At 64.1% G+C, this 24,426-nt stretch carries 28 protein-coding genes and 1 tRNA gene; 17 read left to right on the top strand and 12 right to left on the bottom strand.

Features of this window, described 5'->3' with window-relative positions; genetic code table 11:
- Window positions 1–136: 136 nt before the first annotated feature.
- Window positions 137–220, bottom strand: a tRNA-Leu gene (locus tag AArcCO_RS05820).
- Window positions 221–291: 71 nt separating this feature from the next.
- Here AArcCO_RS05820 and AArcCO_RS05815 point away from each other — a divergent pair.
- Window positions 292–831, top strand: coding sequence for a DUF309 domain-containing protein (locus AArcCO_RS05815; protein WP_259535576.1), 540 nt, complete (start codon window positions 292–294; stop codon window positions 829–831).
- A gap of 53 nt (window positions 832–884) precedes the next feature.
- Window positions 885–1,694 (top strand): M14 family metallopeptidase, encoded by an 810-nt coding sequence (locus AArcCO_RS05810; protein ID WP_259535574.1) that lies wholly within the window; start codon window positions 885–887, stop codon window positions 1,692–1,694.
- Between the two features lie 43 nt (window positions 1,695–1,737).
- Here the strand turns inward: AArcCO_RS05810 and AArcCO_RS05805 are convergent, their stop codons facing one another.
- Window positions 1,738–2,184, bottom strand: coding sequence for a UPF0179 family protein (locus tag AArcCO_RS05805; protein WP_259535572.1), 447 nt, complete (start codon window positions 2,182–2,184; stop codon window positions 1,738–1,740).
- Window positions 2,185–2,334: 150 nt separating this feature from the next.
- On the opposite strand from AArcCO_RS05805, the gene AArcCO_RS05800 reads away from it, so the two are divergent.
- Entirely contained in the window at window positions 2,335–4,275 is a 1,941-nt protein-coding gene (locus tag AArcCO_RS05800; protein ID WP_259535570.1) for a YcaO-like family protein, read from the top strand.
- 37 nt (window positions 4,276–4,312) lie between these two features.
- Here the strand turns inward: AArcCO_RS05800 and AArcCO_RS05795 are convergent, their stop codons facing one another.
- Window positions 4,313–5,314, bottom strand: a complete 1,002-nt coding sequence (locus AArcCO_RS05795; protein ID WP_259536534.1) for a mechanosensitive ion channel family protein — start codon at window positions 5,312–5,314, stop codon at window positions 4,313–4,315.
- An 80-nt stretch (window positions 5,315–5,394) separates the two neighbouring features.
- Entirely contained in the window at window positions 5,395–5,838 is a 444-nt protein-coding gene (locus AArcCO_RS05790) for an RNA-binding protein (protein WP_259535568.1), read from the bottom strand.
- A 112-nt stretch (window positions 5,839–5,950) separates the two neighbouring features.
- Here AArcCO_RS05790 and AArcCO_RS05785 point away from each other — a divergent pair, with 112 nt between their 5' ends.
- A complete protein-coding gene (locus AArcCO_RS05785) occupies window positions 5,951–6,451 on the top strand; it encodes a DoxX family protein (protein WP_259535566.1) in 501 nt (166 codons plus the stop codon).
- A 7-nt stretch (window positions 6,452–6,458) separates the two neighbouring features.
- On the opposite strand, the gene AArcCO_RS05780 is transcribed toward AArcCO_RS05785, so the two are convergent.
- Complete coding sequence (locus tag AArcCO_RS05780) at window positions 6,459–6,683, bottom strand: DUF1918 domain-containing protein (protein WP_259535564.1); 225 nt, start codon at window positions 6,681–6,683, stop codon at window positions 6,459–6,461.
- 195 nt (window positions 6,684–6,878) lie between these two features.
- Here AArcCO_RS05780 and AArcCO_RS05775 point away from each other — a divergent pair, with 195 nt between their 5' ends.
- Window positions 6,879–7,439: an NUDIX hydrolase gene (locus tag AArcCO_RS05775; RefSeq protein ID WP_259535562.1), complete on the top strand. Its 561-nt coding sequence runs from the start codon at window positions 6,879–6,881 to the stop codon at window positions 7,437–7,439.
- A gap of 54 nt (window positions 7,440–7,493) precedes the next feature.
- Here AArcCO_RS05775 and AArcCO_RS05770 read toward each other — a convergent pair whose 3' ends face one another.
- A complete protein-coding gene (locus AArcCO_RS05770; protein ID WP_259535560.1) occupies window positions 7,494–8,561 on the bottom strand; it encodes a phytoene/squalene synthase family protein in 1,068 nt (355 codons plus the stop codon).
- A gap of 144 nt (window positions 8,562–8,705) precedes the next feature.
- Here AArcCO_RS05770 and AArcCO_RS05765 point away from each other — a divergent pair, with 144 nt between their 5' ends.
- Window positions 8,706–9,848, top strand: a complete 1,143-nt coding sequence (locus AArcCO_RS05765) for an acyl-CoA dehydrogenase (RefSeq protein ID WP_259535558.1) — start codon at window positions 8,706–8,708, stop codon at window positions 9,846–9,848.
- Window positions 9,849–9,893: 45 nt separating this feature from the next.
- Here AArcCO_RS05765 and AArcCO_RS05760 read toward each other — a convergent pair whose 3' ends face one another.
- Window positions 9,894–10,268: a nuclear transport factor 2 family protein gene (locus AArcCO_RS05760; RefSeq protein ID WP_259535557.1), complete on the bottom strand. Its 375-nt coding sequence runs from the start codon at window positions 10,266–10,268 to the stop codon at window positions 9,894–9,896.
- Between the two features lie 76 nt (window positions 10,269–10,344).
- Here AArcCO_RS05760 and AArcCO_RS05755 point away from each other — a divergent pair, with 76 nt between their 5' ends.
- From AArcCO_RS05755 to AArcCO_RS05745, 3 genes are all read left to right on the top strand, one after another.
- Window positions 10,345–10,845 carry a DUF367 family protein gene (locus AArcCO_RS05755; RefSeq protein ID WP_259535555.1) on the top strand — a complete coding sequence of 167 codons (501 nt, stop codon included), beginning with the start codon at window positions 10,345–10,347 and terminating at the stop codon, window positions 10,843–10,845.
- A 77-nt stretch (window positions 10,846–10,922) separates the two neighbouring features.
- Window positions 10,923–11,675, top strand: a complete 753-nt coding sequence (locus AArcCO_RS05750; RefSeq protein WP_259535553.1) for a diphthine--ammonia ligase — start codon at window positions 10,923–10,925, stop codon at window positions 11,673–11,675.
- 26 nt (window positions 11,676–11,701) lie between these two features.
- Window positions 11,702–12,334, top strand: a complete 633-nt coding sequence (locus tag AArcCO_RS05745) for a DUF6517 family protein (RefSeq protein ID WP_259535551.1) — start codon at window positions 11,702–11,704, stop codon at window positions 12,332–12,334.
- A gap of 39 nt (window positions 12,335–12,373) precedes the next feature.
- Here the strand turns inward: AArcCO_RS05745 and AArcCO_RS05740 are convergent, their stop codons facing one another.
- A complete protein-coding gene (locus AArcCO_RS05740; protein WP_259535549.1) occupies window positions 12,374–12,790 on the bottom strand; it encodes a hypothetical protein in 417 nt (138 codons plus the stop codon).
- A 98-nt stretch (window positions 12,791–12,888) separates the two neighbouring features.
- Between AArcCO_RS05740 and AArcCO_RS05735 the strand changes: the two genes are divergently transcribed.
- The 6 genes from AArcCO_RS05735 to AArcCO_RS05710 all read left to right on the top strand — a co-directional run bounded on the left by AArcCO_RS05735 (window position 12,889) and on the right by AArcCO_RS05710 (window position 17,043).
- On the top strand, window positions 12,889–13,365 hold the full coding sequence (locus AArcCO_RS05735; protein WP_259535547.1) for a YbaK/EbsC family protein: 477 nt from the start codon (window positions 12,889–12,891) through the stop codon (window positions 13,363–13,365).
- Window positions 13,366–13,440: 75 nt separating this feature from the next.
- On the top strand, window positions 13,441–13,737 hold the full coding sequence (locus tag AArcCO_RS05730; RefSeq protein ID WP_259535545.1) for an HPr-rel-A system PqqD family peptide chaperone: 297 nt from the start codon (window positions 13,441–13,443) through the stop codon (window positions 13,735–13,737).
- Complete coding sequence (locus AArcCO_RS05725; RefSeq protein WP_259535543.1) at window positions 13,721–14,161, top strand: lasso peptide biosynthesis B2 protein; 441 nt, start codon at window positions 13,721–13,723, stop codon at window positions 14,159–14,161. Before AArcCO_RS05730 ends, AArcCO_RS05725 begins: the two co-directional genes overlap by 17 nt.
- A 184-nt stretch (window positions 14,162–14,345) precedes the next feature.
- On the top strand, window positions 14,346–14,438 hold the full coding sequence (locus AArcCO_RS05720; RefSeq protein WP_259535541.1) for a lasso RiPP family leader peptide-containing protein: 93 nt from the start codon (window positions 14,346–14,348) through the stop codon (window positions 14,436–14,438).
- 422 nt (window positions 14,439–14,860) lie between these two features.
- On the top strand, window positions 14,861–15,787 hold the full coding sequence (locus AArcCO_RS05715) for a serine/threonine protein kinase (RefSeq protein WP_259535539.1): 927 nt from the start codon (window positions 14,861–14,863) through the stop codon (window positions 15,785–15,787).
- A 62-nt stretch (window positions 15,788–15,849) separates the two neighbouring features.
- Window positions 15,850–17,043: a nucleotidyltransferase domain-containing protein gene (locus AArcCO_RS05710; protein ID WP_259535537.1), complete on the top strand. Its 1,194-nt coding sequence runs from the start codon at window positions 15,850–15,852 to the stop codon at window positions 17,041–17,043.
- 53 nt (window positions 17,044–17,096) lie between these two features.
- On the opposite strand, the gene AArcCO_RS05705 is transcribed toward AArcCO_RS05710, so the two are convergent.
- Together AArcCO_RS05705 and AArcCO_RS05700 are read right to left on the bottom strand one after the other, a co-directional pair.
- The gene (locus tag AArcCO_RS05705; RefSeq protein WP_259535535.1) at window positions 17,097–17,846 is read right to left on the bottom strand and encodes a methyltransferase domain-containing protein; all 750 of its coding nucleotides are present in this window, start codon (window positions 17,844–17,846) and stop codon (window positions 17,097–17,099) included.
- A gap of 6 nt (window positions 17,847–17,852) precedes the next feature.
- Window positions 17,853–18,248 (bottom strand): nascent polypeptide-associated complex protein, encoded by a 396-nt coding sequence (locus tag AArcCO_RS05700; protein ID WP_259536533.1) that lies wholly within the window; start codon window positions 18,246–18,248, stop codon window positions 17,853–17,855.
- 121 nt (window positions 18,249–18,369) lie between these two features.
- Here AArcCO_RS05700 and AArcCO_RS05695 point away from each other — a divergent pair, with 121 nt between their 5' ends.
- Window positions 18,370–19,155, top strand: a complete 786-nt coding sequence (locus AArcCO_RS05695; RefSeq protein ID WP_259535533.1) for a creatininase family protein — start codon at window positions 18,370–18,372, stop codon at window positions 19,153–19,155.
- Here AArcCO_RS05695 and AArcCO_RS05690 read toward each other — a convergent pair whose 3' ends face one another.
- Window positions 19,156–19,821: an O-methyltransferase gene (locus AArcCO_RS05690; RefSeq protein WP_259535531.1), complete on the bottom strand. Its 666-nt coding sequence runs from the start codon at window positions 19,819–19,821 to the stop codon at window positions 19,156–19,158.
- 61 nt (window positions 19,822–19,882) lie between these two features.
- On the opposite strand from AArcCO_RS05690, the gene AArcCO_RS05685 reads away from it, so the two are divergent.
- Window positions 19,883–21,565 carry an acyl-CoA mutase large subunit family protein gene (locus tag AArcCO_RS05685; protein WP_259535529.1) on the top strand — a complete coding sequence of 561 codons (1,683 nt, stop codon included), beginning with the start codon at window positions 19,883–19,885 and terminating at the stop codon, window positions 21,563–21,565.
- A gap of 36 nt (window positions 21,566–21,601) precedes the next feature.
- Here the strand turns inward: AArcCO_RS05685 and AArcCO_RS05680 are convergent, their stop codons facing one another.
- Window positions 21,602–24,391, bottom strand: a complete 2,790-nt coding sequence (locus AArcCO_RS05680; protein WP_259535528.1) for an ATP-dependent helicase — start codon at window positions 24,389–24,391, stop codon at window positions 21,602–21,604.
- Window positions 24,392–24,426: the final 35 nt, after the last annotated feature.

Here is a 24,426-nt window from a genome sequence, read left to right as displayed (position 1 = left end):
CGCTCCCTGATTCAAATCCTTCCCCGGTGCATTTGTGCTTTGACACGCATGCGAGGGAAGGGATTTGAACCACGGTCGCGCCGGAGGCGCTCCCTGATTCAAATCCTTCCCCGGTGCATTTGTGCTTTGACACGCATGCGAGGGAAGGGATTTGAACCCTTGGACCTCTACAGGAGCGGATCTTGAGTCCGCCGCCGTTTCCAGGCTTGGCTACCCTCGCACGCAGCCGTGAGTTCTCGACGGATCCGGTTTAAGCCATCGGTTTTAGGCCGTCCGTCCCTAACGGGGGGTATGGACGACCACACCCGGGACCCGAGCGTCGCCCCGCCGCTGGGAAACCCGACGGGGTGGAACCCGGGACGTTCCGACCGGCAAGAGGGGCCCGGCTCGATGGACGGTGAGCCGGAACCACAGGGAGGCTACTGGGAACATGCGACGCTCAGGCGGGCAGTCGAACACGGGATCAGACTGTTCAACGCGGGCGCGTATCACGAATCTCACGACTGCTTCGAGGACGAGTGGTTCAACTACGGCAGCGGAACGACCGAGTCCGCGTTCCTCCATGGGATGGTGCAGGTGGCCGCAGGCGCGTACAAGCACGCCGACTTCGATAACGACGAGGGGATGCGGTCGCTCTTCGAGACAGCCCTGCAGTACCTCCATTCGGTACCGGAGGACTTCTACGGCGTCGACGTCGCCGACGTCAAAACCACGGTCCGGGAGGCGCTGGACGATCCCTCCACGATCGACGACTGGCAGATTACGCTCGACGGACACACTCCCGAGGCGTACCCGGCCGATTACGAGTTTGCCGAACGGCTCGACGAGTGACGGACTCGAAGAAACCGTGCGGTTGAAATCCGTCGGTACCCGATCATCCGCAAATGAGAATCACGGAGCTGGGTGAGGGAACGCCGGAGGTCGCGGTCGTGGGTGGCGTCCACGGCGACGAGCCGTGCGGGCCTGACGCGATCGACCGGTTCCTGTCGGACGAACCCGATCTCGACCGCCCAGTGAAGTTCGTCGTCGCCAACGAGGAGGCGCTCGCGGCCGGAGTGCGGTATCTCGACGAGGATCTCAACCGGGCGTTCCCGGGATCGCTGGACGCCGACAGCCACGAGGGACGGCTCGCTCACCACCTCGCCGCCGAACTCCGGGGCTGTACCGTCCTCTCTTTACACTCGACGCAGTCGTACGCGGAGCCGTTCGCGCTGTGTGACACCGTCGACGAGGTGATCCGGGGGGTCGTTCCACACCTTCCGGTCGACGTCCTCATCGAGACCGACCGGTTCACCGACGGTCGTCTCATCGAACACGCCCACACCGTCGAAGTCGAGTGTGGCCTCCAGGGAAGTAAAGAGGCCGCAGACAACGGCTACTGGCTGATCCGTGCGTTCCTCACTGCGACCGGTGCGATGTCACCGCCGAGTGCCGAGGAACCCGTCCGGACCGACGCCGGAAACGGCGAGGGGATCCGGGTGTTCAGACTCCAGGAGAAGCTGCCGAAGCCGCCGGCGGAACGGTACGAGGTGTTCGCACGGAACTTCGACCAGGTGCACGCCGGCGAACAGTTCGCCGTCGCCGACGGCTCCGAGGCGGTCGCCGATCGGGACTTCTATCCGGTGTTGCTGTCGGCCTACGGCTACGAGGACGTCTTCGGATACGCCGCGACGAAGGTCGGAACCCTCGGATAGGAGTCGAAATTGCGGCTGGATCGGACGACCAGCCGGAAACCAACTACTCTTCTGGTGCGAACTCGACAAGCGTGAGATCTCGATCGAGTGCACAGTAATCGTGCGGGGGTTCGCCGATCACTTCCCCGATGCGGTACTCCCCGTCGAATTCAGCACCCTCCGGGACGCAGTACTCGTGGCTCGGACAGTCGGTGTGCGGACACGGCCCCGCAAGCGAGGCGCGCGAACCGGCGTACACCCCGCGCGACGGGACGTTCGCGCGGACGGGCGCGGGTTCTACTTCGACCGCCTGCACCCCCTCGTCGTGGACGGCACAGTCGAGCACCTGCGTGTTCTCTCGCACGCCGGCGACGCGGTAGCGCCGCCCCTCCGTGAGGTTCAGACACTGCGCCCGGTAGGGACATCCCTCACACGCCGGAGACTCCCCCCGATAGACGAACTCGCGGCCGGGCTCCGCGAGGCGGGTTCCGATGAGCGTAACAGTCGGCATAAGCGTCCGTTGCGTGTCCGTGGCGTTAAGCCTCTCGCTCGAACGACAGTTGTCCCACGGATGCAAGCGCTTCGGGGCGACAGCGTTTCGGGGCGACAGCGCTTCGGGGCGATGCCGATGATTTTTGCCCTCCATGGCCGTGGATGGGACATGGACATCGCAGTAGTCGGCGACAGCCCGGCCGCGGACGCGGCGGAGACGGGTCTCGCGGACGTGGACGCGAACGTGTTCGCCGTAGAAGCGTCGCTGCTTTCCGGGTTCGATCGGGCGATCGTGGTCGGAACCGCCGGAGACGACGTCTTCGAAACGGCCGACGCGGCACTGGATCGGTGGGTCGCCGTCGAGATCGGCGGCCTCGGCGGCTATCCGCTCGCGGAGATCGACGCCGCGGTCACCCTGTTCGACCGTGCCTGTTACGACTGCCTCCGGACCCGCGTTGCGGCCGGAAGCGCCGAGCCAGTCGAGACCGCCCGGGGGGTCAGATCGGCGGTTCGGTACGCCGGCGCCGCCGCCGCACGCCGACTCATCCGGTCGCTTTCGGGCGAAGACCTCGGTGATACCGTCCTCGAGGAGCCCGGACGGGAACGACGCCTGTTGCCGGTTCCGGGCTGTAACTGCACCGGACCTGACGAACCACAGGTCGGCGACGCCGATCGTCGGATACCGCTCCCGACCTCGAGATCGGCTGCAGACGGAGACGATCCGTCACTCGAAGACGCACTCGGCCGCGCCGAGCGGGCAGTCGACGACCGGATCGGCCTCGTCTCGCAGGTCGGCGAGCGCGAGTCGTTCCCGATTCCCTACTACGTCGCTGCCACCGCCGACACCAGAGAGTTCAGCGACGCGAGGGCCGCCGAGTTCGCCGGCGGCGCAGACACCGACTGGAACCGGGCGTTCATGAAGGCGCTCGGCGAGGGACTCGAACGGTACTGCGCCGGCGTCTACCGAGGTGACGGGTTCCGGACCGCGTCTGCCGTGACGCTTCGGGAGGAAGTGGACGGACGGATCGTCGGCCCCGACGCGTTCGTCACTCCCGAACGGACCCGCGAGAGGGACGGCGGAGAGACCACCGCCTCGGAGGACCAGGGGACGAAAGACGAGGGGACGGAAAGCGATTCGCGCACGTGGGTGCGCGGAACCATTCTGAACGCCGATACGGAGCTGAACGCCGATACGGAGCTGAACGCCGATACGGAGGTAGAGACGAGCGAAGACCCGGACACGGTATCGGAAACCGAACCGACGGAGGACACAGTCGACGGCGAGTCGGCGTGGCTACCCGCAGAATCCGTCTTCTATCCACCCGTGGAACGAAAGCTCAAGCCGGCGATCACCACCGGACTCGGGCTGGGGAATTCGACGATCGAAGCCGTCCTCTCTGGACTGTACGAGGTGCTCGAACGTGACGCGACGATGCTCGCGTGGTACTCGACGTTCGAACCGCTCGAACTCGAATTCGACGGCGAGCTCTCGGACTTGCGGAAACGGGCCCGAGCCGAGTCCCTTTCGGTCTCAATGCTTCTGGTTACCCAGGACGTCGACGTCCCGATCGTCGCCGCGGCAGTCCACCGGGATCCGACGTCATGTCCGGCCCCCGTCGATCCGGATTCCGACGACTGGCCGGCGTTTGCCGCCGGATCGGGTGCCCGACTGGATCCGGTCGCTGCCGCCCGATCTGCGCTCTCGGAAGCGCTACAAAACTGGACGGAGCTGCGCGCGATGGGCCCCGAACGCGCCGACGAACAGGGGGGCGCAATCGGACGATACGCAGGATTCCCGAAGGAGGCGAGGGCGTTTCTCGAGGCGGACGCGAGCGTCCCGGCGGGAACGCTCGGTGATCCGGAGCGTTCGGGGTGGCCGGAACTACAGGCGGTTCTCGAACGGCTCGAGAACGCGGGGATGGAAGCGTACGCCGCACGCACGACCACTCGCGACGTAGAAGCGCTCGGGTTCGAGGGTGTGCGCGTCGTGATTCCGGGGGCACAGCCGCTTTTCACCGGTGATCCCTTCTTCGGCGAACGGGCCAAAACCGTCCCCGAGACGATGGGGTTCGAGCCACGACTCGACAGGAAGTACCACCCCTTCCCCTGACCGTCGTCCGGGGGTTTCCCTGTCAGGGACGGGAGAATCAACCGCCGTCGCTGGAGGGGTCGACCGGCCGACCGGTCTCGACGTCCGACAGATCGAGCCCGGACGCCTCCGAGACTGCGACCTCCGCGCGCCCGCTGGTCTCGTCGAAGATGAGATGCTGGTGGGGGTACGCGACGTCGACGTCGACGTCGTCGTCTTCGAGCGCCTCCCAGATGTTCGTCTGCACCTCGGACCGGACCGACACCAGCCGGTACGGCTTTTTCGCCCAGTACCGCAGCGTGAGCAACACACCGTCGTCGGCGTACTCGTCGACGTAGCAGGTCGGCGACGCGGGATACCGTGCAGAGCCGATCCGGATATCGGGGCCGCCGTCGATGACAGCGTCGCAGCGCCGGGCCGCCCGTTCCATCAACTGACGTGCCTGCGAGAGATCCGACTCGTAGGTAATCAAAAGCGGAAGCGACAGTCGGGTTCGTTCGTCCTCCGCCGAGTAGTTGGTGACGTCCCGATCCCGGATGTTGGCGTTCGGAATGACGAGGAACGTGTTGTCCAGCGTGAATATCTTGGTGTACCGGATCGTCATGTCCTCGACGAACCCCTGCGTGCCGTCGTCGAGTTCGATCATGTCGCCGATCTCGAACGGCTGGTCTGCGAGAACGAACAGCCCGTTGATGATCGATCCCACCAGCGGCGCGAGGATAATACCCACTACTGCAGAGAACACCGCGACCGAGAGCACGATGTCCGGAAACGTGAGGCCGGCGAGCCAGCCGGCGAAAAACAGGGTGAGCACGATTGCGGACAGCCGGACTCCTCGGAGCACCGTCTGGGCGATACTCGGGCGAGCGAACTGCCGGGCGATCGGACGGCCGAGCAGCCGCAGCAGAAACTTCGAGAGGTAGATCCCGGCGACGAGCGCGACCAGGGCGACGAGATACTCCATACCCGTGACAGAGATCGACTCCGGGAGGATCTGCCGACCGGGCGGACCCCCGTCAGCTTGCAGCAGTAGTCGAGAGATCGCGGTGGTCGCAGTCACTGCGTCCATACCCCGTCGTCTCCCTCACCGGGAAAAAGCGTTTCCCGTCCGAATATCGCTCGGCGATTCGTCGGCGGCGGTCACCCGGACTCGTCGGCTTCGATCGTCTCCAGCACCTCTCGAGCGTTCGCGACGGCGTTCGGTTTCTTCGCGGGGTACGCCTCCACCTTCGCGCGGAGCGTGATCCCCTCGCCGAGCCGGACGTCCCCGCCGAATGCAGCCTGTTTGTCCAGGCGGAGAAACAGCGAGCAGTTCTCGTCGACGCGCTGGTCGAGCTGGTCGATTACGCGATCGATTTCCGAAAGCGACGCGAGTCGAGCCAGGACGTGCCGGATCTCGTCGGCGTTCTCCACTCTCGCGGAGAGAACGACGATCCGGTCCCCGTGGTGTCCCTCGTTTTCTACCCGATCGATCTCGAACTCCTCGGGGAGAAACGTCCGAAGCGCCTCCTCGACTCGCTTTTCGTCCTCCGTGGCGTAGCAGAACGTCCTGAGGTCGACGTAGTGAAACGGAACGGAAGCCATTACCGACGAGTAGGCACACCCAGGGAAAAACGCTGCCGCTTGCCCGCCGGCGTGGACCGTTCTCCCCGGGGATCGACGGGTTCTTTCCCGGCCAGCCCTTACGCAAGTCGTTATGACTGACGCATCCGTCTCCGAGCGGCTGGAGTCGGGCATCGACCGGCTGATCGGAAGCTCGACCCGCCTGGAAGCAGTCGACAGGAACATCGCTGCCTGGATGGACCGTTGGAGCGTTCCGGTGTTGCGGATCGCGCTCGGGATCGTCTTCGTCTGGTTCGGCGGCCTGAAGGTGTTCGGCGTCAGCCCGGCTGCGGATCTCGTCGCGGCGACCGTCTACCTCGTTCCGCCCGAGATATTCGTTCCCGTGCTGGGCGTCTGGGAGGTGATGATCGGGCTGTGTCTGCTGTATCGGCCGCTGATCCGGATCGGGATCTTCTTGCTTTTCCTCCAGATGCCGGGAACGTTTCTGCCGCTGGTGTTGCTGCCCGACGTGGCGTTCGTCACGTTCCCCCACGCGTTGACCGTCGAGGGACAGTACATCGTCAAGAACCTGGTCATCATCGGGGCGGCGCTGGTAGTGGGCGGGACGGTGAGGGAAAACAGCCGGCGCGAGTGAGTTCGAACTACTCTTCAGTTTCTTCGGCGTCGGCGTCGTCACCCTCGGCTCCGTCGCCGGCTGGCTCCAGCGACTCCTCGGGGACGCCGGTCTCCTGGCCGTCCTCGAAGCTCACGGTGTACGTCGCATCGCCGAACATCGTCTCCATCACCTGCGTGATCGTCCCCGTCTCGCCGTCGTGTTCGCTGTGTTTGTCGTTCAAGACGACCTGATCTTCCTTCTCGAAGCTCATACGCGTCGTATCCGGGGCGAACTAAAAAGCCCGCCGGAATCGGGACGGCGACACAGCCCCGTCACGGCAGCGATTCGACGCCGAAGACTCTTTCCCCCGTCTTGCCAACAGTACCACGTGAACGGGACCCTCCACTGCGGTCGGCGATTCCCCGTGGACCCACCCGTTCGCTCGACATCGACGAGGTGAACACGGATGACGAGCATCGACGACCTGTGGTTTCTGGCCGACACCGCGAGCCAGCGGGCCGAACAGGCCGCCCACCAGCTCCGGACGCGGTACGACGACTACCTCGTGAAGCGGCAGTCTCGGCGAGTGTCCCGCCGTCGGTTCCGAACGCTCGCAGAACGGATCCGGCTCAGCGGCGCACCGTACGGAGCACACACGATTGTCCATCGTGAGGATGGAGACGTCCTGCTCGTCCGGCACGACGGAATCAACCAGTGGGTGCTCCCCGGGGGCGAGGTGGCCCGCGACGAGACGTTTCGGGAAGCAGCGAGACGTGAACTCGCCGAGGAGGCGGGCATCGAGGCGGAGTACGACGGGTTGGCTCTGCTCGTGACCGTCGAAATCGAAAGCGACGCCCACGAGACGTGGGGGGTCATGCCGATCTTCGAGGCGCTAGCGAGAAACGAACGAACGGTGATCGACGATCCGGACGGGGAGATCTCGGACGCACAGTGGTTCACGACGGTGCCGTCGGACAGCCGTGACCGGCCGTATCTGAACGCGTGGCGCGAGAAACAAAACGAGTGACAGCTCGTCGGTCGGACCGTTTCGGGTTGGATGGGGTTGGAACAGAAGAAACGGTCAATCGGCGGTCGAGATTGCCCGATGATACGGCTGTCGGGAGATGATATCCCGGAGGTGGGAAAGTGATTCCCGGCTGTCGTCGGTCATCTCGGTGATCACCGCGAACACTTCCTGTCTCGACACCTTCACGTCCGCATCGCGCACCGCGTCCTCTGGACGGCTGCCGACCTCCCGGAGGGTCCCGACTGCAAGGAGATAGGGGACTCCCCAGGCTGCGACTGTGTTGCCGTGGGACAACGGCATCGTCTCCAGATACGTCTGTGCGTCATCGAGGAACGACCGGGCGTACTCGGTCGTGCGCTCGACGACTGCGGCGGTACTCTCGCGGTGTTCCGGCTCGATTACCTCCTCCTGTGGAACCCCTTCGTCCTCCAGCCACTCCGCGGGGAGATACACGTTGTTCTCTTCGGTGTAATCGTCGTAGACGTCCTTCGAGACGTTGACGAGCTGCAACAGCAGTCCGAACTCCTCGGCGGTGTCGTAGAGCCTGGCGGCCCGTTCGTCGGTCAGATCGCCCCGGGTAAGGAGGTTTGTGATGAGGTTGCCGACCGTCCCGGCGGCGTAGTAACAGTACTCCTCCAGTTCGGCTCGATCGGTGATCCGGAGCCCGCCGTTGTCGGCGTGGCGTTCGACGAACATCGCCATGCCGTCGACCAGTTCGAGCACGGGCGGAACGATCGCGCTCCGGACGTCCGACGGCAACTCCTCGAACGTCGCGGCGACCGTCGGCGAGTGAGCCACCACGACCCAGTCGTCGTTTCGCTCTGTCGGTCCCGGGAGATACTCGTCGACTGCCTCCCTGAACGTCACCATCTCGGTGGGATCTTCCGGGTCGACCGCTCGACCGTACAGCCGGAGTAGTTCCGCCTGCTCGTCGGGTGGGATGTGGCCCGCGTCCTCGACGGTGTCTGCGACGCGACAGAGGAGATAGCCGAGACAGATGTGTGTTTCCATCGGTTCGTCCAGTACGTCCACGGTCAACGCAAACGTTCGTGACACTCCCTGAACCGCCTCGAAACACCACTCGAGGTCGGGCGTGCCGGGCGAACGGGGGTCTCCGATCATTAGGATACGGATACGTACTGCGTCAGGGCTAAAAAGTGTCGTGGCACGTGCACGCCGGATGAACCGCAAGAACGATCCCTGGACGGGGACGTTCATCAACGTTTATGTGATAACGACTAAATCCGACGCGGGTGACGTTCGAGTATGGAGCTTTCACTCTCCGCGGAACAGCGTCAGATCCGCGACATGGTTTCGGAGTTCGTCGACGAAGAGATCGTCCCGATCGCCGACGAGATCGACGAGGACGACGAGTTCCCGGCCGACCTGATAGACGAGATGGCGGAACTCGGCCTGATGGGAATGCCGTTCCCCGAAGAGTACGGTGGCGCTGGGCTGGACTATCACTCGTACGCGATCGGCCTGGAGGAGATTGCCCGCGGCTCCGGCGGCGTCGGGACGATCGTCGCAGCACACACGTCACTTGCGGGCAACATGCTGTTCGAGTTCGGAGACGGCGAGCAGAAGGAGACGTTCCTGACGCCGCTGAACATGGGCGAAGACATCGGCGCGTTCGCGCTCTCGGAGGCCGGCGCCGGCTCGGACGTCCCGGCGATGACGACGACAGCCGAACCCCACGGCGACGGCTATCTGATCGACGGGGAGAAGCTGTGGATCTCCAACGGCTCGGTCGCGGACACCGTGGTCGTCTTCGCGAAGACCGATCCGGACGCCGGAAACCGGGGGATCTCCTCGTTCGTCGTGCGGCCCGAGGAGGACGACGGCTTCCACGTCGAGGGGACCGAAAAGAAACTCGGCGACAAGGGCTGTCCAACCGCCGAACTCCGGTTCGACGGGCTGTACGTTCCAGAGTCGCGACTGCTGGGCGAGGAGGGGGACGGCTTCATCCAGGCACTGAAGACGCTCAACGCCGGCCGGATCACGATCGCCGCCCGCAGCGTCGGAATCGCCCGGGCGGCGCTCGAGGACGCGACCGCATACGCTCAGGATCGCGAACAGTTCGACCAGCCGATCTCACAGTTCCAGGCGATTCAGCACAAACTCGCCGACATGGACACCAAAGTCCAGACCGCCAAACTACTGATGCACAAGGCTGCCGACTTGAAAGAGCGCGGCGAGCCGTACATCAAGGAGGCCGCCCAGGCGAAACTGCACGCCAGCGAGGTCTCCCGGGAGGTCGCAAACGAGGCGATCCAGATCCACGGCGGCTACGGCTACACCGCCGACTTCCCGGTGGAGCGATACTATCGGGACGCCAAACTCAACGAGATCTACGAGGGAACGAGCGAAGTCCTGCGGAACACCATCGCCCGCGAGCTGTTGAAGTGACCGCCCAGTGGCGGTGAAATAACCACCCCGTAGCGCCCGGGTCACTCACCTGGTGTACGTGTACAGCGTCTCGATACGGCCCTCGCCGTCGATCGAAAACACGTCGACGAACGCGAACAGCTCCTCGCCGGCGGCGTCCAGCAATCGTCCCTGGGCTGCGACTCCGTGCCCGTTCGGGTAGATCGCATCGATCTCGTGAGTCGTCTCGGTCATCGGGCGATCCTCCCGCATGAATCTCACGAACGTCTCGCGACCGTCGAGGGTACGATCCGGACGGTAGTGGACGAACGACGACGCGAGGAGGGAGGCGAGCCGATCGTAGTCGTGAGCGTCGATCGCCGCATAATAGCTTGCGACCGTATCGCGGTCGGAACCGTCCGTAGGTCGAGCGACCGTCGTCCCGTCGTCGGCGGCGTCCATGCTCGGAGTGTGGCGGGCGCCGCCTTTAATCCACCGTGAGCGATCCCCTTTTGAACGTCGACCGGGTAGCTGTAACGTGGAACTCCACGTCCGGTACGAGGGCGACGACGACCCAGAGAAATGTACGGCCCGGAAACTCGCCCGGTTCGATCTCGCGACACTTCACCGCTCGGACCGGGCGACGCCGTACGGGGTCGTTTTGAACCCTCACGCCGAGCGGGCGCTCTCGCCGTCCGACGCCGAGACCGTCGAAAGCGGCGCCCTGATCGCGCTCGACTGTTCCTGGGAATCGGCCGGCGAGGCCCGGTTCACGTTGCCGGGAGAACACCGGGCGCTGCCGTATCTCGTGGCTGCAAACCCCGTCAACTTCGGACGTCCGCTCAGGCTCACCACCGTCGAGGCGCTCGCGGCTGCGCTCGTCATTCTCGGCGATCGCCACCACGCCGAGGAAATCCTCTCGAAGTTCACCTGGGGGGAGACGTTCCTCGAACTCAACGAGGAGCCACTTCGGAGGTACGCCGCCTGCGATGACTCGACGGACGTAGTCGCGGTTCAGCAGGAGTATCTCGATCGGTGACGAGACGGTCAGCCGTTTCGGTGCCGAAGACAGGGGCGACCCGGAACCGCCTTGGGTGTCGGCCTGCAAACGGAGGTATGGCCGACGACGGCGGCGACGAGGTCGACGCGACCGGGTGCTGGGTGAGCCTCTTTTCGGGCGGAAAAGACTCCTCGTGGGCGCTGTACCGGGCGCTCGAGGAAGGGTTGAACGTGACCCACCTGCTCACGGTCCATCCGGAGGGCGATTCGTACATGTACCACGTCCCGGCGACTCGGCTGGCCGAACTCGCCGCCGAGAGCATCGGGCTCCCGCTCGTCGACGTCGAGCCCGGGGCGTTCGGGACGGATGCGGCGACCGATTCCGGCGCACAGGGCGACCGGGAGATCGAACCGCTCGAGGCCGCAATCCGGGAGCTCCGGACGGAACTCGACTGTGAACTCGTCGGGGTAACGGCAGGCGCCGTCGAAAGCGAGTACCAGACCAGCCGGATCGACGGACTGTGTAACCGACTGGGGATCGAGCTCTTTGCACCGCTGTGGCAGCGGGATCCGGTCGCACTCGGCGAGGCGATGATCGACGCCGGCTTCGAGATCACGATCGTGCAGGTGGCCGCCTACGGACTCGACGAATCCTGGCTCGGACGGACACTCGATGCGGCTGCGCTCGCAGAGTTGCAGGAACTCAACGAGGAATACGGCGTTCACGTGCTGGGCGAGGGTGGCGAGTTCGAGACGCTGGTGACCGACGCCCCGCACATGGAGCGACCGATCCGACTCGAATACCAGACCGAATGGGACGGCACGCGCGGACGGCTCCGGATCACGGACGCGTGGCTCGGCGAACACTGAAGTACTGTGGCGCGTTTCGCGGGAACATGGACGTACCGGCGCCGAGAGTGCCGGAAGCACTTCTCGAGGGCTGGCGGCCCATCGAAGATCGAACCGAGCGACCGTTCCAGGCCGGCCCAATTGCCGTCAACGCACACACGATCGTCTACGAGGACGAAACGCGACGACGACGGATCCGAGAATCGATTGGATCGAATGCCGACACTGTTTGGCGATTTTACGTCGTCTCACGACTCCGTCTTACTCCACGAACGTCGACGTCCACCGTCCTGACCAGGATCGTGGAGTCGAACGCGATGGCTGCCTTCGAACGAAAACTCCACGAGCGGGGGTTCGAATCGGTGAGCCGGACGGGGAGACGAACGCTCGAAATCAGGGGTACGTTGGCCAGGATGACCCAGTTCGACGCAATTGTCCCGGTACCGGGCCTCGGCGTCGACGTCGCCGCCCGTGCAGCCCTCGCAGTCCGTCCCGGAGATCGGGAATACATTCTTGCTGGGGGAGCGTATCCGAGAGAACTGATCGGCGACGACGGTGACAGAGTCGGGACGGGGTCCAGGAGTCGAACCGACGAAAACGACGCGGAAGCGCTTGCTGAGTACCTGGATCCGGAAGCCGATCGATCGGAGCTGCTGCGGTTGATTCGATCGACGTCGTGATCGAGGAGCGGTGTCGGCCTTCAGAGATCCGCCAGTACATCAATATCCCAGGGGTGCCTCGAGCCGTCGTCGGAGTGAGTCGACTACAATACCGCCGAGATATGCCATGAGAAGCATCAATGGGCCGTAAACGACGATATCGAGGACGGCGAACACGACACTGAAAAAGGCGGCGTCACCGCCGGTAGCGGGAGTCACGGAGAGCCGATAGATCACGGCGTACCCGTAGATCGGGAACAGCGCAATTACGACCCCGAGCAGTCCGTTGTTCGCGGGGACCCCGGAAAACTCACCCGTCATCGCGGCGACGGCGCCCGACAGGAAGCCGATCGGTAGAATCCACGCTGGTCGCCCGACGACCAGGATCGCAACCGCGCCGAGAACGATCGCCGTCACCGCCGCACAAACGACCGGGAGCCCGTCGTATTCGAACTGGGGATTGTACGATTCGACCATGGTGGCTCGTCCGTACGACCTACACTCGGTTGAAGAAGGGAAAAACGTATCCCAGAGTTCAAAAAGAATTTCACCCACACACGAAACAGGCAAGTGTCATGCATTCACGTGTCGAGGCGTTCGTCGACCGGGCGAAGGAGAAATACGGACTCGATATCGACGTACTGGAGTTCCCGGAAGGAACCAAAACGGCAGCCGACGCCGCCGAAGCACTCGAGTGTGACGTCGCTCAGATCGCGAGCAGCATCGTCGTCGACGCCGACGGCGACCTGGTAGTCGCGATCACAAGCGGTGCCAACCGGGTCGATCTCGCAGCCGTCGCCGACCGCTTCGACGCCTCATCCGAAAGAACGACGATGGCCGATCCCGGCCGCGTCGCCGACGAGATCGGCTGGTCGATCGGGGGCGTCCCACCGATCTGCCACGACACGGAGGTGCCCGTCCTGTTCGATCCGGCCCTGGCAGAGTTCGATACGGTGTACGCCGCCGCGGGGACGCCGGAAGCCGTGTTCCCGATCGATCCGGAGACGCTGCGCTCGCGTGCTGCGGCGACGGTCGTGGACGTGACCGAATGATCGACTCGGTCTGCAGGGGAACGGACGCTCGGTAACCACCGGATAACTATCGGACCTCTATTCGTTTATATCGCCATGACGAATCTCACTCCCGACTCCCTCGTGGTCGCAAACGACAGTTCGCTCGCCACGACTCTCGACGACGAAGTGGTGGTGTACAACGAGGAGGAGGGAAGCTACCAGAGCCTCACAGGGACCGGACCGGAGATCTGGGAGTCGATTCAAGAGCCGACGAGAGTACGCGAGATACAACGATCGGTCGCGGAAACCTACGACGTCGAGCCCGAGCGCTGCGAAGAGGACGTCCTCCAGTTCCTCCGTGAACTGGGCGACACGGGTCTTCTCGAAACAGTGGATGAATATTCAAAGTGAGACAGATCGGCCATCGAGGACGCTGATAGCGACAGCAGCGGTGCTTTTGTCCTCGACGAGGCTACTGCTTCCGGTTCTCCGATGGGACGCGACACGTCGGATCGTCGAGCCCGTCGCAGCCAGGGCCCCTCCTTTCCGGCAGGTCGCCCCCGGCGCGATCGCGGCTGCTGTGGAGGCCGTACACCGCCGGGCACCGTTCTCGCCGACGTGTCTGATGAAAGCGATCGTCGGAAAAGCGCTGCTCGAGGCGAACGGCCACCGGGCAGAACTCAAACTCGGCGTAACCAGAAAACACGGCGAATTCCACGCTCACGCGTGGATCGAACGGGACGGTTCCGTCCTGATCGGTGAGCTCGACGACCTCGCTGAGTACCGGATTCTGACGGAGAGGGATGCAGATCGACGGTTCCAGTCCCTGTTTTGATCCGGGTACCCCGACAGACGAGACGGCAGTCCCGGAAGGATCGAATTGGGTCCCCGATAACCGGCGATTAACGACGTACACGCCGAATTATCGCGACCACAATCGACGAGTATCGCGTGAAACGTTCGCTAAGCGAGTTATAACAATACCGGCACTGAACAAAAAATAGCCGGGTGCCACACCCATGAAAGACTACCAACCGCCGAAAGTCGAAACCCACGGGAAAGTCGAAGAACTGACGCAAGACGAACATTACGGCCACGACGAAGAATATTAGCGACTCGAACAGGCTGTCGTAGCGAGTTGTCGGTCGGCGGGCTCGTCGGCGGGATCCTCCGTTGGATCGTCGGCGGCTTGTCCATCCGGTAACGGGCTACGACAGCCACGATAACGGGCGGACGGACTGACTCGGCCGAAGTCATTTCTGGAGCGCGTGTCGAACGAGCACGCACAGTACCGGCCGACCCCTGCTTCAGCAGGGTCGAGCTCGGCTGGATGCGCGACTCCCGAGCGAAATCCGCCGCTGGCGCTATCGTCCCTCCCTGATAGCGACTCCATACTAATGGGTCCCAGTCTCCAGGCTGAAGATATGAACGTCGACGGCAGTACAGGGCGCCAGATCACGGCGGCAGTTACGGGGCTGTCCATCACCGTAGCGGACGTGTCGACTCGGACGCTCCTCGATCCCGGGACGAGAGCATGACTCTCCGTCGGACGAACAGCTACGAGGCGTTCGGACTCTCCGTCGTATCGGAGATCCCGCTTCCGGAGCTAGCCCCTGGTGACGGATCGGACCACGACGACCCGGACGTGGTCGTACGGCGCGGAAGTGTGCAGAACAACGGTGGAGAAAACGGTGCGGTGTCCGTGACTCCAGAGGGGGACTACCGCCTCACCTACGAGGTCGCGAGTGTACTGATACGGGATGGTCGCGAGATCGTCGTGGATTCGCTGGACCATGTCCACGGAGAGATCGTTCGTCACGTCGTAGTGGGACCGGCGTTCAACCACCTGTTGCACCAGCGGGGGTTCTTCGTCTTGCACGCCAGTGCAGTCGAGATCGGTGACGGTGCTGTCGTCTTCGCTGGAACCTCCGGACAGGGGAAGACGACCACCGCCACCGCGTTTCTGGCGGCCGGACATCGGGTCCTCAGCGACGACGTGGCAGCGATCGAACGGGTGGACGAGCCGACGGTCCATAGCGGGTTCCCCTCCATAAAGCTGGAACCGGCCACGGTCGAGCGATTCGGTCTTTCGGTCGATCCGCCAGAGAACATCTGTGAGTCCCGGGATCGACACTTCTACGGGCTTTGCCACAAACAGCCGGTCGAGGCGGTACCGCTCCGGCGTATTTACCTCCTCGAGGACGCCCAACGCGAAGAGATCGCCCCGGCCCCTGCAAGCGAACAGGTACTGGAACTGATCGAGAACACGTACACGGTCAGCCTCCACCAGGAGAGCGACTACGCCCGTGAAAACTTCACGCGAGCGGTTTCGCTCGCAAAATCAGTTCCGGTCAAACGGCTCCGGCGTCGACGACGGCTGGACGTGTTTTCGGACGTGATAGCCCTCGTGGAAAATGACCTCGGCGTCCGGGGGGAACGAAATCTCGGTGAGCGTCCGTGACGGGGACGGCACTTCCGAGACTCGACACGCGCGATGAAAGCTCGTCAGATCGTGGGCCGGACGTGTTGCCTGCTGTCGAACTGCTCGTCCACTGTACACGGCCGCCGAAAGAGCCGACAGAAGACGGTCCCGGACCGCCGCGGTTACAGCCCCCGTCGGAACTGGACTGGGGCCGGTTCCTGGCCCTCACAACGGATCACGGGGTCGCACCGCTCGTGCACCGGCGACTCAGACAGTCCGCCGACAGCAGCCTGGGAGGCATCGAGGTTCCCGAGAGCGTCGAAGAAAAACTGCGAAACCGGGTTCGTTCGAACGCCATTCGAACCCTCCGAGACACGGACGAACTCCGACAGATCCTCATCGGGTTCGAGGAGGAAGGACTCCGGGCGCTTCCGTTCAAGGGGCCGGTGTTGGCGGCGTTTACGTATGGCGATGTGTCACTTCGCGAGTACGGTGATCTCGATGTCGTCGTTCACAGGGAAGACGTCACTCGAGCCATCGACCTCCTCGAAGAGAGAGGGTACTCCTGGGAGGGATCGCTCCCGCGAAAAGGCGATGTCGCTCTCCTCGGAGGGAGGTTCACGATGCCGATCGTCAACGAGTACCAGCTCCAGCGAGAGGAAACTACCGTGGAAATCCGGTGGCACGTCGGCGACATGGATCGTCCGTTTCCACTGGATTTCGAAGCGCTCTGGAGCCGTCGGGACACGATCCACCTCTCGGGAACTGAACTCCCCACACTGGATCCGATCGATCGGCTGCTGGTTCTGGCGTTTCACGGCACGAAACACCGCTGGCACCTGCTGAAGTGGATCGCCGACTTCGCGTGGACAGTCGTGCGGACGCCCGCCCCGTGGGATGAGCTGTTACAGCGGGCGCAAACGCACCGACTCGAGCGAAAATTTCTCCTCGGAGCCGGGCTCGCGAATGCACTGTGGGACATCGACCTCCCCGTGTCCGTCGACCGACGGCTCCGGGCGGATGGCCGATCCCGGAGGCTGATCGAAGAAATCGTGTCGGATCTGGCTCGGGGGCGAACGACCCGACCCGGAGGGTTCGAGCGGATCCGATACAACGCGAAAGCAAGTGACTCTCCCGTCGAGACGTTCGGGTCGTTGATCCGATCCGGGCCGCTCCATCCCAGTCTCCCGGAGTATCGGTTGCTCCCGCTCTCCGGTCCCTTCCATCCGATCTACTACCTCGTTCGACCCCTCCGGTTACTGGGAGGAGCGGCGTTGCGGATTCTCGAACGGTAGCTTCCGGCGGCGAGATCCGACCGCCGTCGAGCGGCCGCCCGAACCGGACGATCTCAAAAAAGGCGGCGAGCGAACGTTAGATATCCGGTGTGACCGACGCCGGCTGTGTTCGGACGCGATCCCCGATCGTCGAACTGCATCCGACGCTGGATCGTCTCGAACGTCTCGATCTCCGAAAGCTCCGCCTCGCGGGCCGCTTCGACCACCTCGCGAGTGTGTTCGACGAACGGCGAGTAGACCGCGAGGAAGCCGCCGGGAACGAGTAGCTCGGGCGCCCGTCCGACGATCGCCGCCGCGTCCGCGGTGTCGAGCGTGAGCAGGTCGAACCGCTCCCGGTCGCCGGCGTCGACCGTCACGATCAGTTCGTCGAGTTCGTCGGTCAGGTCGCCGGTCCGAACGTCGACGCAGTCGGTGACGCCGGCGACGTCCATGTTCTCCCGCGCCTGCTGTGCGAACTCCGGGTCACGCTCGTAGGTCGTCACCTCGGCACCGATCCGCCCGAGATACGCCGCCAGAATCCCCGTTCCAGTGCCGGCGTCGAGCACCCGATCGCCCGCCGCAGCACCGGTGTGGCCGATCAGGAGACCGATGTCCCGAGGCATCATCGGCGCTCCCGTCCGATCCAGGTGGTCGAACAGATCCGGGCCGCGGAGCTCTCTGACGTGGAAGGTCGTTCCGAGATGGGTCTCGAGGGCGTCGCCCGACTCGACGTCCTCGGGGACCGTCAACACGCCGAGATCGGTCTGAAGCTCCTCGCCGGGGGCGCGGAGGTACTCCCTGTCGTCGTGGACGAGCAGGAACACTGCCGCCTACTCCAGCCGGTTGATCGCGGCCGCCAGATCGCCGTCCTCTGCCTCCAGAGCCTCGCGGGCAGCCGATTCGGGAACGCCGGCTCGTGCGGCGACGATCTCGACGTCCGAGTCCGGAATGCCGCCGTCGTCTGTATCTTCCTCTTCAGTATCGGCAGTCTCGGCTTCCTCCCCCGGAACCGCCGTCGCATCCCGTCGGGTGGGTTCCCCGACGATCTGGTAGGTCTGCTGTCCCTGGGCGTCCATCCGCGTGACCTGCGGCGCGTCGAAGACGAGATCTTCCCCGCCTTCGGTACGGATGACCACCTCGGTGGCATCGAGCTCGGTGACGTCGATACCCATCTGCTTCATCATCTGTTTCATCTTTCGCGGGTTCATCCCGCCGCCTCCAAACATACCCGCACGGTCGGGCCCACGGAGCAAAAGATTGGCGAAGCCGTCCGAAAGCAGCGCCCGCCTGCCGGCGAACCCGTCCCGAACCGCCGCAATTGATGGTGCCCCGGCCGGATTGACGACCATGTACCTCGCGGACCGGACCTGGCCCGAGTTGAACGAAGAGATGGCAGGGGAGACCCTCGCAGTGGTTCCGCTCGGATCGACCGAACAGCACGGACCCCACCTGCCGCTCGCGACCGACCACCTCATCGCGGAGTCGCTCGCTCGGGCAGCGACCGAGCGAACCGGTCACGTCTGTACTCCGACCGTCGACGTCGGCGTGAGTTCCCACCACCGTCAGTTCGACGGCACCCTGTGGGTCGATCCGCCCGCATTCCGATCCTACGTCGAGAGCCTCACCCGAAGCCTGACGTATCACGGAATCGACCGAGTCGTATTCGTCAACGCACACGGCGGCAACGTGGAACCGCTCCGGGAGGTCGGCAGGCGACTCCGTGAGGACCGGACGGCGTACGCAATCGAGTGGATGTGGAACGAATCGATCCCGGACCTCGTCGAGGAGCTGTTCGAGCATCCGGGGCCCCACGGCGGGCCAAAGGAGACGTCGATGATCATGCACGTCGCACGCGAACTGGTCGACGAAGACAGGCTCCTCGACGCACGCGACGGCGGCGTCGTCGACCTCGAAGACACGGATTCACGGAAGTTCGGCGCCCGAACGTTCTACGACGCGATCGACAACTCGAAAAACGGCGTCTTCGGCGACCAGACGGACGCGACCCCTGAAAAAGGGAAACAGCTGTTCGAGGCGGCGACCGACCAGCTGGTCGCGCTTCTGGAGTGGCTCGGCGACCAGCCGTTCGAGGACCTCATGCCGGAGCCGCACGTCGGCGCCGATCGTCGGTGATCACCGAGTGACGGTCGACACCGCAAGCCCCGATCCAACAGGAAGGAGCACCGTCTCGGAATCGTCGTCTTCTCTCACCCGGTTCAGATAGGTGCCAATTCCCCAGGTTCCTTCGTCCTCCTCCTGGCTCGGTAACGGGGTGCCGTCGCTGAAGTGTGCCGCAAGCGTCTCGAAGTCCAACGGTCCCCGGACCACGTTGTCGGCAACGACGACTGCTGAGTCGGAGAGCGTTGGCTTGACTGCGTCGTAGGCGTCCACGTACCGGTGTTTCTGGTGGTCGATGAGTACCGCGTCGAACGGCCCGTCGTACTGTGTCACCGTTTCCATTGCGTCGCCGTACTCGAAGGTGATCCGCTCGTCGAGACCCGCGTCGGCGACGAGCTCCCGGCCGAGCTGGACCTCGTCCTCGTCGAATTCGGTGCAGACGACGTCCGTTGCACCACCGCGAACGAACCACGTCGCCGAGTAGCCGAACCCCGAACCGAACTCGAAAACCCGATCGGCATCAGTCAGGCGCGTGACCTGGGCGAGCACGGCGCCGGCGACGGGGCCGACGATCGGAAACGAGAGCTCGGTTGCCGTCTCCGCCATCTCCCGCTGGAGGGGCGTCGGTTCGGGAGCAGTCGCTTGGAGGAACGACTCGAGTGTGTCGGATCGATGGGTCATACAGGTGTCTTTCGGTCCGTCGCCTTCAACCCTTAAGTTCGTCCCCGGTGATCCTTCGGGTATGTTCGACCCCGAGGAGCTCGAACGGATCCGCTCGGCGAAGGAGGCCTGGGAGGAAGAGACCCTCTCGCCGACGCTGGAACGGTTCGGGGAACGCAAGGAGGCGTTCGCGACCGACACCGGGGGCGAGGAGGTACAACGACTGTACACCCCCACCGATATCGAGGGTGTCGATTACGAGGAGGATCTCGGGTTCCCCGGCGAAGAGCCGTTTACACGCGGCGTCTACTCCACGATGCATCGCGGGCGGCTATGGACGATGCGCCAGTACGCGGGAATGGGGACCGCCCGCGAGACGAACGAACGGTTCCAGTATCTCATCGAGCAGGGCTCCTCGGGGCTGTCGATGGCGTTCGACCTGCCCACGCAGATGGGTTACGACTCCGACGCCGAGATGGCACAGGGGGAGGTCGGCCGATCCGGAGTCGCCATCGATACTCTCGAGGACTTCGAGACGGTGTTCGACGGGATCCCCCTCGACGAGGTGTCGACGTCCATGACGATCAACGCGCCGGCGCCGATCCTGCTTGCAATGTACGTCGCGATCGGTGACCGTCAGGGTGTTCCACGGGAACAGCTCCGGGGGACCGTTCAAAACGATATCCTGAAAGAGTACGTCGCCCGAAACCTCTTTATTTATCCGCCGAAGCCGTCGATGCGGCTGATCACCGACCTCTTTGCGTTCTGTGCCGAGGAGACCCCGAAATTCAACACCATCTCGATTTCTGGATACCATATCCGTGAGGCCGGCTCGACGGCCGCCCAGGAGGTAGCGTTCACTCTCGGAAACGGGATCGAGTACGTCGAGGCGGCGATCGACGCCGGACTCGAGGTCGACGAGTTCGCCCCGCAACTGTCGTTTTTCTTCAACGCGCACAACAACGTCTTCGAGGAGGCCGCGAAGTTCCGCGCCGCCCGCCGGCTGTGGGCGCGACTGGTGGACGAGCGGTTCGACGCCGAGAAGCCTGCCTCGAAGCAATTGCGGTTCCACACCCAGACCGGCGGCTCGACGCTGACCGCCCAGCAGATCGAGAACAACGTCGTCAGGGTCGCCTACCAGGCGATGGCCGCGGTCCTGGGAGGTACACAGTCGCTGCACACCAACGGGAAAGACGAGGCGCTCGCGCTGCCGACCGAACAGTCCGTGCGGACCGCCCTCCGGACCCAGCAGATCCTCGCCCACGAGTCGGGGGTCGCCGACACGATCGATCCGCTCGCGGGATCCTACTACGTCGAGTCGCTGACCGACCAGATCGAATCGGAGGCACGGGAACTCATCGAAGAGGTCGACGAGCGGGGCGGGATGCTCGATGCGATCGAGAGCCAGTGGGTCCAGCGGCAGATCCAGGACGTCGCCTACGAGCGCCAGCGCGAGATCGAAACCGGCGAGCGCGTGATCGTTGGGGTAAACGAGTACATCGTCGACGACCAGGATCCGGAAATCAAACTCGAGGAGGTGTCCGAGGCGGACGAACGTCGCCAGCGCCGGCGGCTGCAGGAGGTGAAAAGCGATCGCGACGACGAGGCAGTCGACGCCGCGCTCGCACACGTTCGGGACGCGGCGAGGGGCGAGGAGAACGTGCTGCCGCCGATCCTCGAGGCGGTGAAAGCGTACGCCACCGTCCAGGAGATAAGCGACGTCCTCCGGGAAGAGTTCGGCGAGTACAAGCCGGAGGCGGTGTGACTCGGGGGTCGTTCGCGTCGGAACTCACAATCAGTATCACGCGTCGCCGTCGCCGGCTGGATCGAAGGATCTCTCGCCGTTCGATTCTCCGATCTCAGCTCGAACACGCTCGTGAAACTCCCGGAGAACCGCCGACTCGTCTTCCGCGAGCACGACGTCGCTGGCAGAGAGCGTCGCCAGCCCGAACGCTCGAGGTGACGGGGCGTCGAGCCGGCAGGTTTCGACTTCGATATCTCCCGACTGGATCGATTTCAGAACCTCACGGATCCCGGCCAGATCGAGTTTGTCCTCCATGATCTCCCGGTACGTCTCCTCCAGGACGGCGAAGTCCTCGAGATCCCGCGCGAAAGACAGGAGCATCTCCGCGGAGACTTGCTGTCTGGCGGCGGATTTCTCGTGGCCCTTGTAGTTTTTGAGCACCATCAGCGACCGGGTGGCGTTGATCCGGAAGTACCGCTCCAGGAGATCGGTTGCCGAAAGCGCCTCCCTGAGGTCCCCCGGAGCGTCGCCGGGATCGAGATCGCAGAGCACGTCCGCGACGTCGACCCGGCGGTTCAGCGGCATCGAGACGGTGAAGCCGTTGTCGGCGACGGCCACCTGGACGTTCGTCGTCGCGCGCCGGGAACAGCGATGGGCCACGAGCCTGGAGAGCCCGTCGTTGAACCGTCGGCCGTAGATCGAGTGGACGTGGTAGTGCCGGCGATACCGGTCGCGGTCGCGGACCTCCTCGACGACCATCCGTTCCGGCGTGGCGACGCTTTCGATCCCGGCATACCGGCGCTGTTGGTCGTAGGTCCGGGCGAGGGCCCGGACGCTGTTTTCGTCGAGAGGAAACTCCCGGAGCCAGGTTCGGAGTCCGGGATGCCCGCCCGATTCGAGCCGGTCGCAGGCTTCCGCCTGGAAGGCGAGAATCTCCCGGCCGAGATCGTACGACAGCGGGAGCCGTTCCGAGTACCAGGAGGGGACAGTGGGACGGTTGGACGTCGGATCGACGTACACTTTCGACCCTCGTCGATACCGGTATTCGAACCGCCTCCCGCCGAGCACGAACACGTCGCCGGGATCGAGGGTGTCCAGATACGACTCGTCGAGGTCGCCGACCCATTCTTGGTCCCCCCTGGTGAACACCCCACAGGTGAACGAATCCGGAATCGTCCCGATGTTCGTCATGTAGATCACCCGGGCGAGCCGACCACGCTTGCCGATCAGCGACTCTCCGACGTCGTATTCGGGGTAATGGTGCTCCCCGTCGGGGGGATCGTTGGTATCTCGCCAGACTTTCGCGTAGACGTTCCGGTCTTCGAGCCCGTCGTAGTCGGCGGTGAGATACCGGAGCAGTCGCTCCCAGTCGGCGTCGTCAAGCTCCCGATACGGGTAGGCCCGCCGGAGCGTTTCCTTCAGATCCGCTTCGGGACGGACCCCGGCGATCGCCATCCCGTACACGTGCTGGGCGGCGACATCGAGGGGGTTCTCCGGGACGAACACCCGGTCGACGAACCCTTCCTCTGCCTTCCGGAGCATCACCGCACACTCGACGAGTTCGTCTCGCTCGAGCGCGATCACCCGTCCCTCGACGGTTTCACCGAGACGGTGGCCGGCACGGCCGACTCGCTGGAGCAGCGCCGCGACGGATTTGGGGGAGCCCACCTGAACGACGAGATCGAGATGCGGCATGTCGATGCCGAGTTCGAGGCTCGTCGAGGTCGTGACGACGTCGAGTTCCCCCTCCTTGAGTTTGCGTTCGATCGACTGTCTGCGATCCTTCGAGATGGAACCGTGATGGCAGCCGGAGTTGTTCTCGTCGTAGGCGTCGAACCGTTCTCGCAGGTTGTGGAGGACCCGTTCTGCGCCCGACCGCGTGTTGGTAAACACCAGCGTATTCGTGTGCGAGTCGACCAGTTCGTCGAGTCGGTCGTAAAAGCGGTCCGTGACGACGTCCCTCGACTCGCCGATGAGGTCGTGCGTGGGGCACTCCAGCTGGAGGTCGAAGTCGCGCACGAATCGCGTGTCGACGATCTCGTAGTCTCGAGGAACCATCGAACCACCCCCGGACGCCGAGTCGAACTCGCATCCCACCAGGAACTCCGCCATCGCCGAGAGCGGTTCGACGGTCGCCGAACAGCCGATCCGGGTGAGGGAGACGTCCGCGAGGTCCTCGAGTCGTTCGAGCGACACCGACAGATGAGTGCCGCGTTTGTTGTCTGCGAGACTGTGGATTTCGTCGACGATCACGTACTCGACGTGTCGGAGCCTCTCCCTGAACTTCGGCGCGTTGAGCAGGATCGCGAGCGTCTCCGGGGTGGTGTTGAGGATGTGGGGCGTCTCCTCGAGCATCCGCTGGCGTTCCCGGTCGTCGGTGTCGCCGTGTCTGATTGCGTGTCTGATCTCCGCGTCGATTCCCCGTTCCTCGAGTCGCTCGGTGATCCCCGAAAGCGGGACGGTAAGATTGCGGTGGACGTCGTTCGCGAGCGATTTCAGCGGAGAAACGTACAGACAGTAAACGGCGTTTTCGAGCCCGTTCGTTCGGTCTCGCCGGTACAGTTCGTCGATGATCGCGGTAAAGGAGGCGAGAGTTTTTCCGCTCCCGGTCGGGGCGGCCACCAGCACGTTCGTCCCGTCTTCGATCAGCGGAATCGCCTCGCGCTGGGGCGGGGTGAAAAACCCCCCGTTTCGTGGAACGTACTCCCCGAACTGGTCGATCCACCACTCTCTGACCACTGGGGACAGACGCTCGAGAACGCCGCCATCTCGGATCTCGACCTCATGGGGGTCGAACGAAAACTCGGCGGCGGCGGACGCCTCCGCGAGCAGTTCCCTACCGCACATTCAGGTACAGGATGGGGGCGCTGACGTATAGGTTG

It is taken from the genome of Halalkaliarchaeum sp. AArc-CO, from assembly GCF_024972735.1.
GTDB lineage: Archaea > Halobacteriota > Halobacteria > Halobacteriales > Haloferacaceae > Halalkaliarchaeum.
Note: the sequence above shows the minus strand (reverse complement) of the source record. Positions and strands in the feature narration are given on the sequence as shown.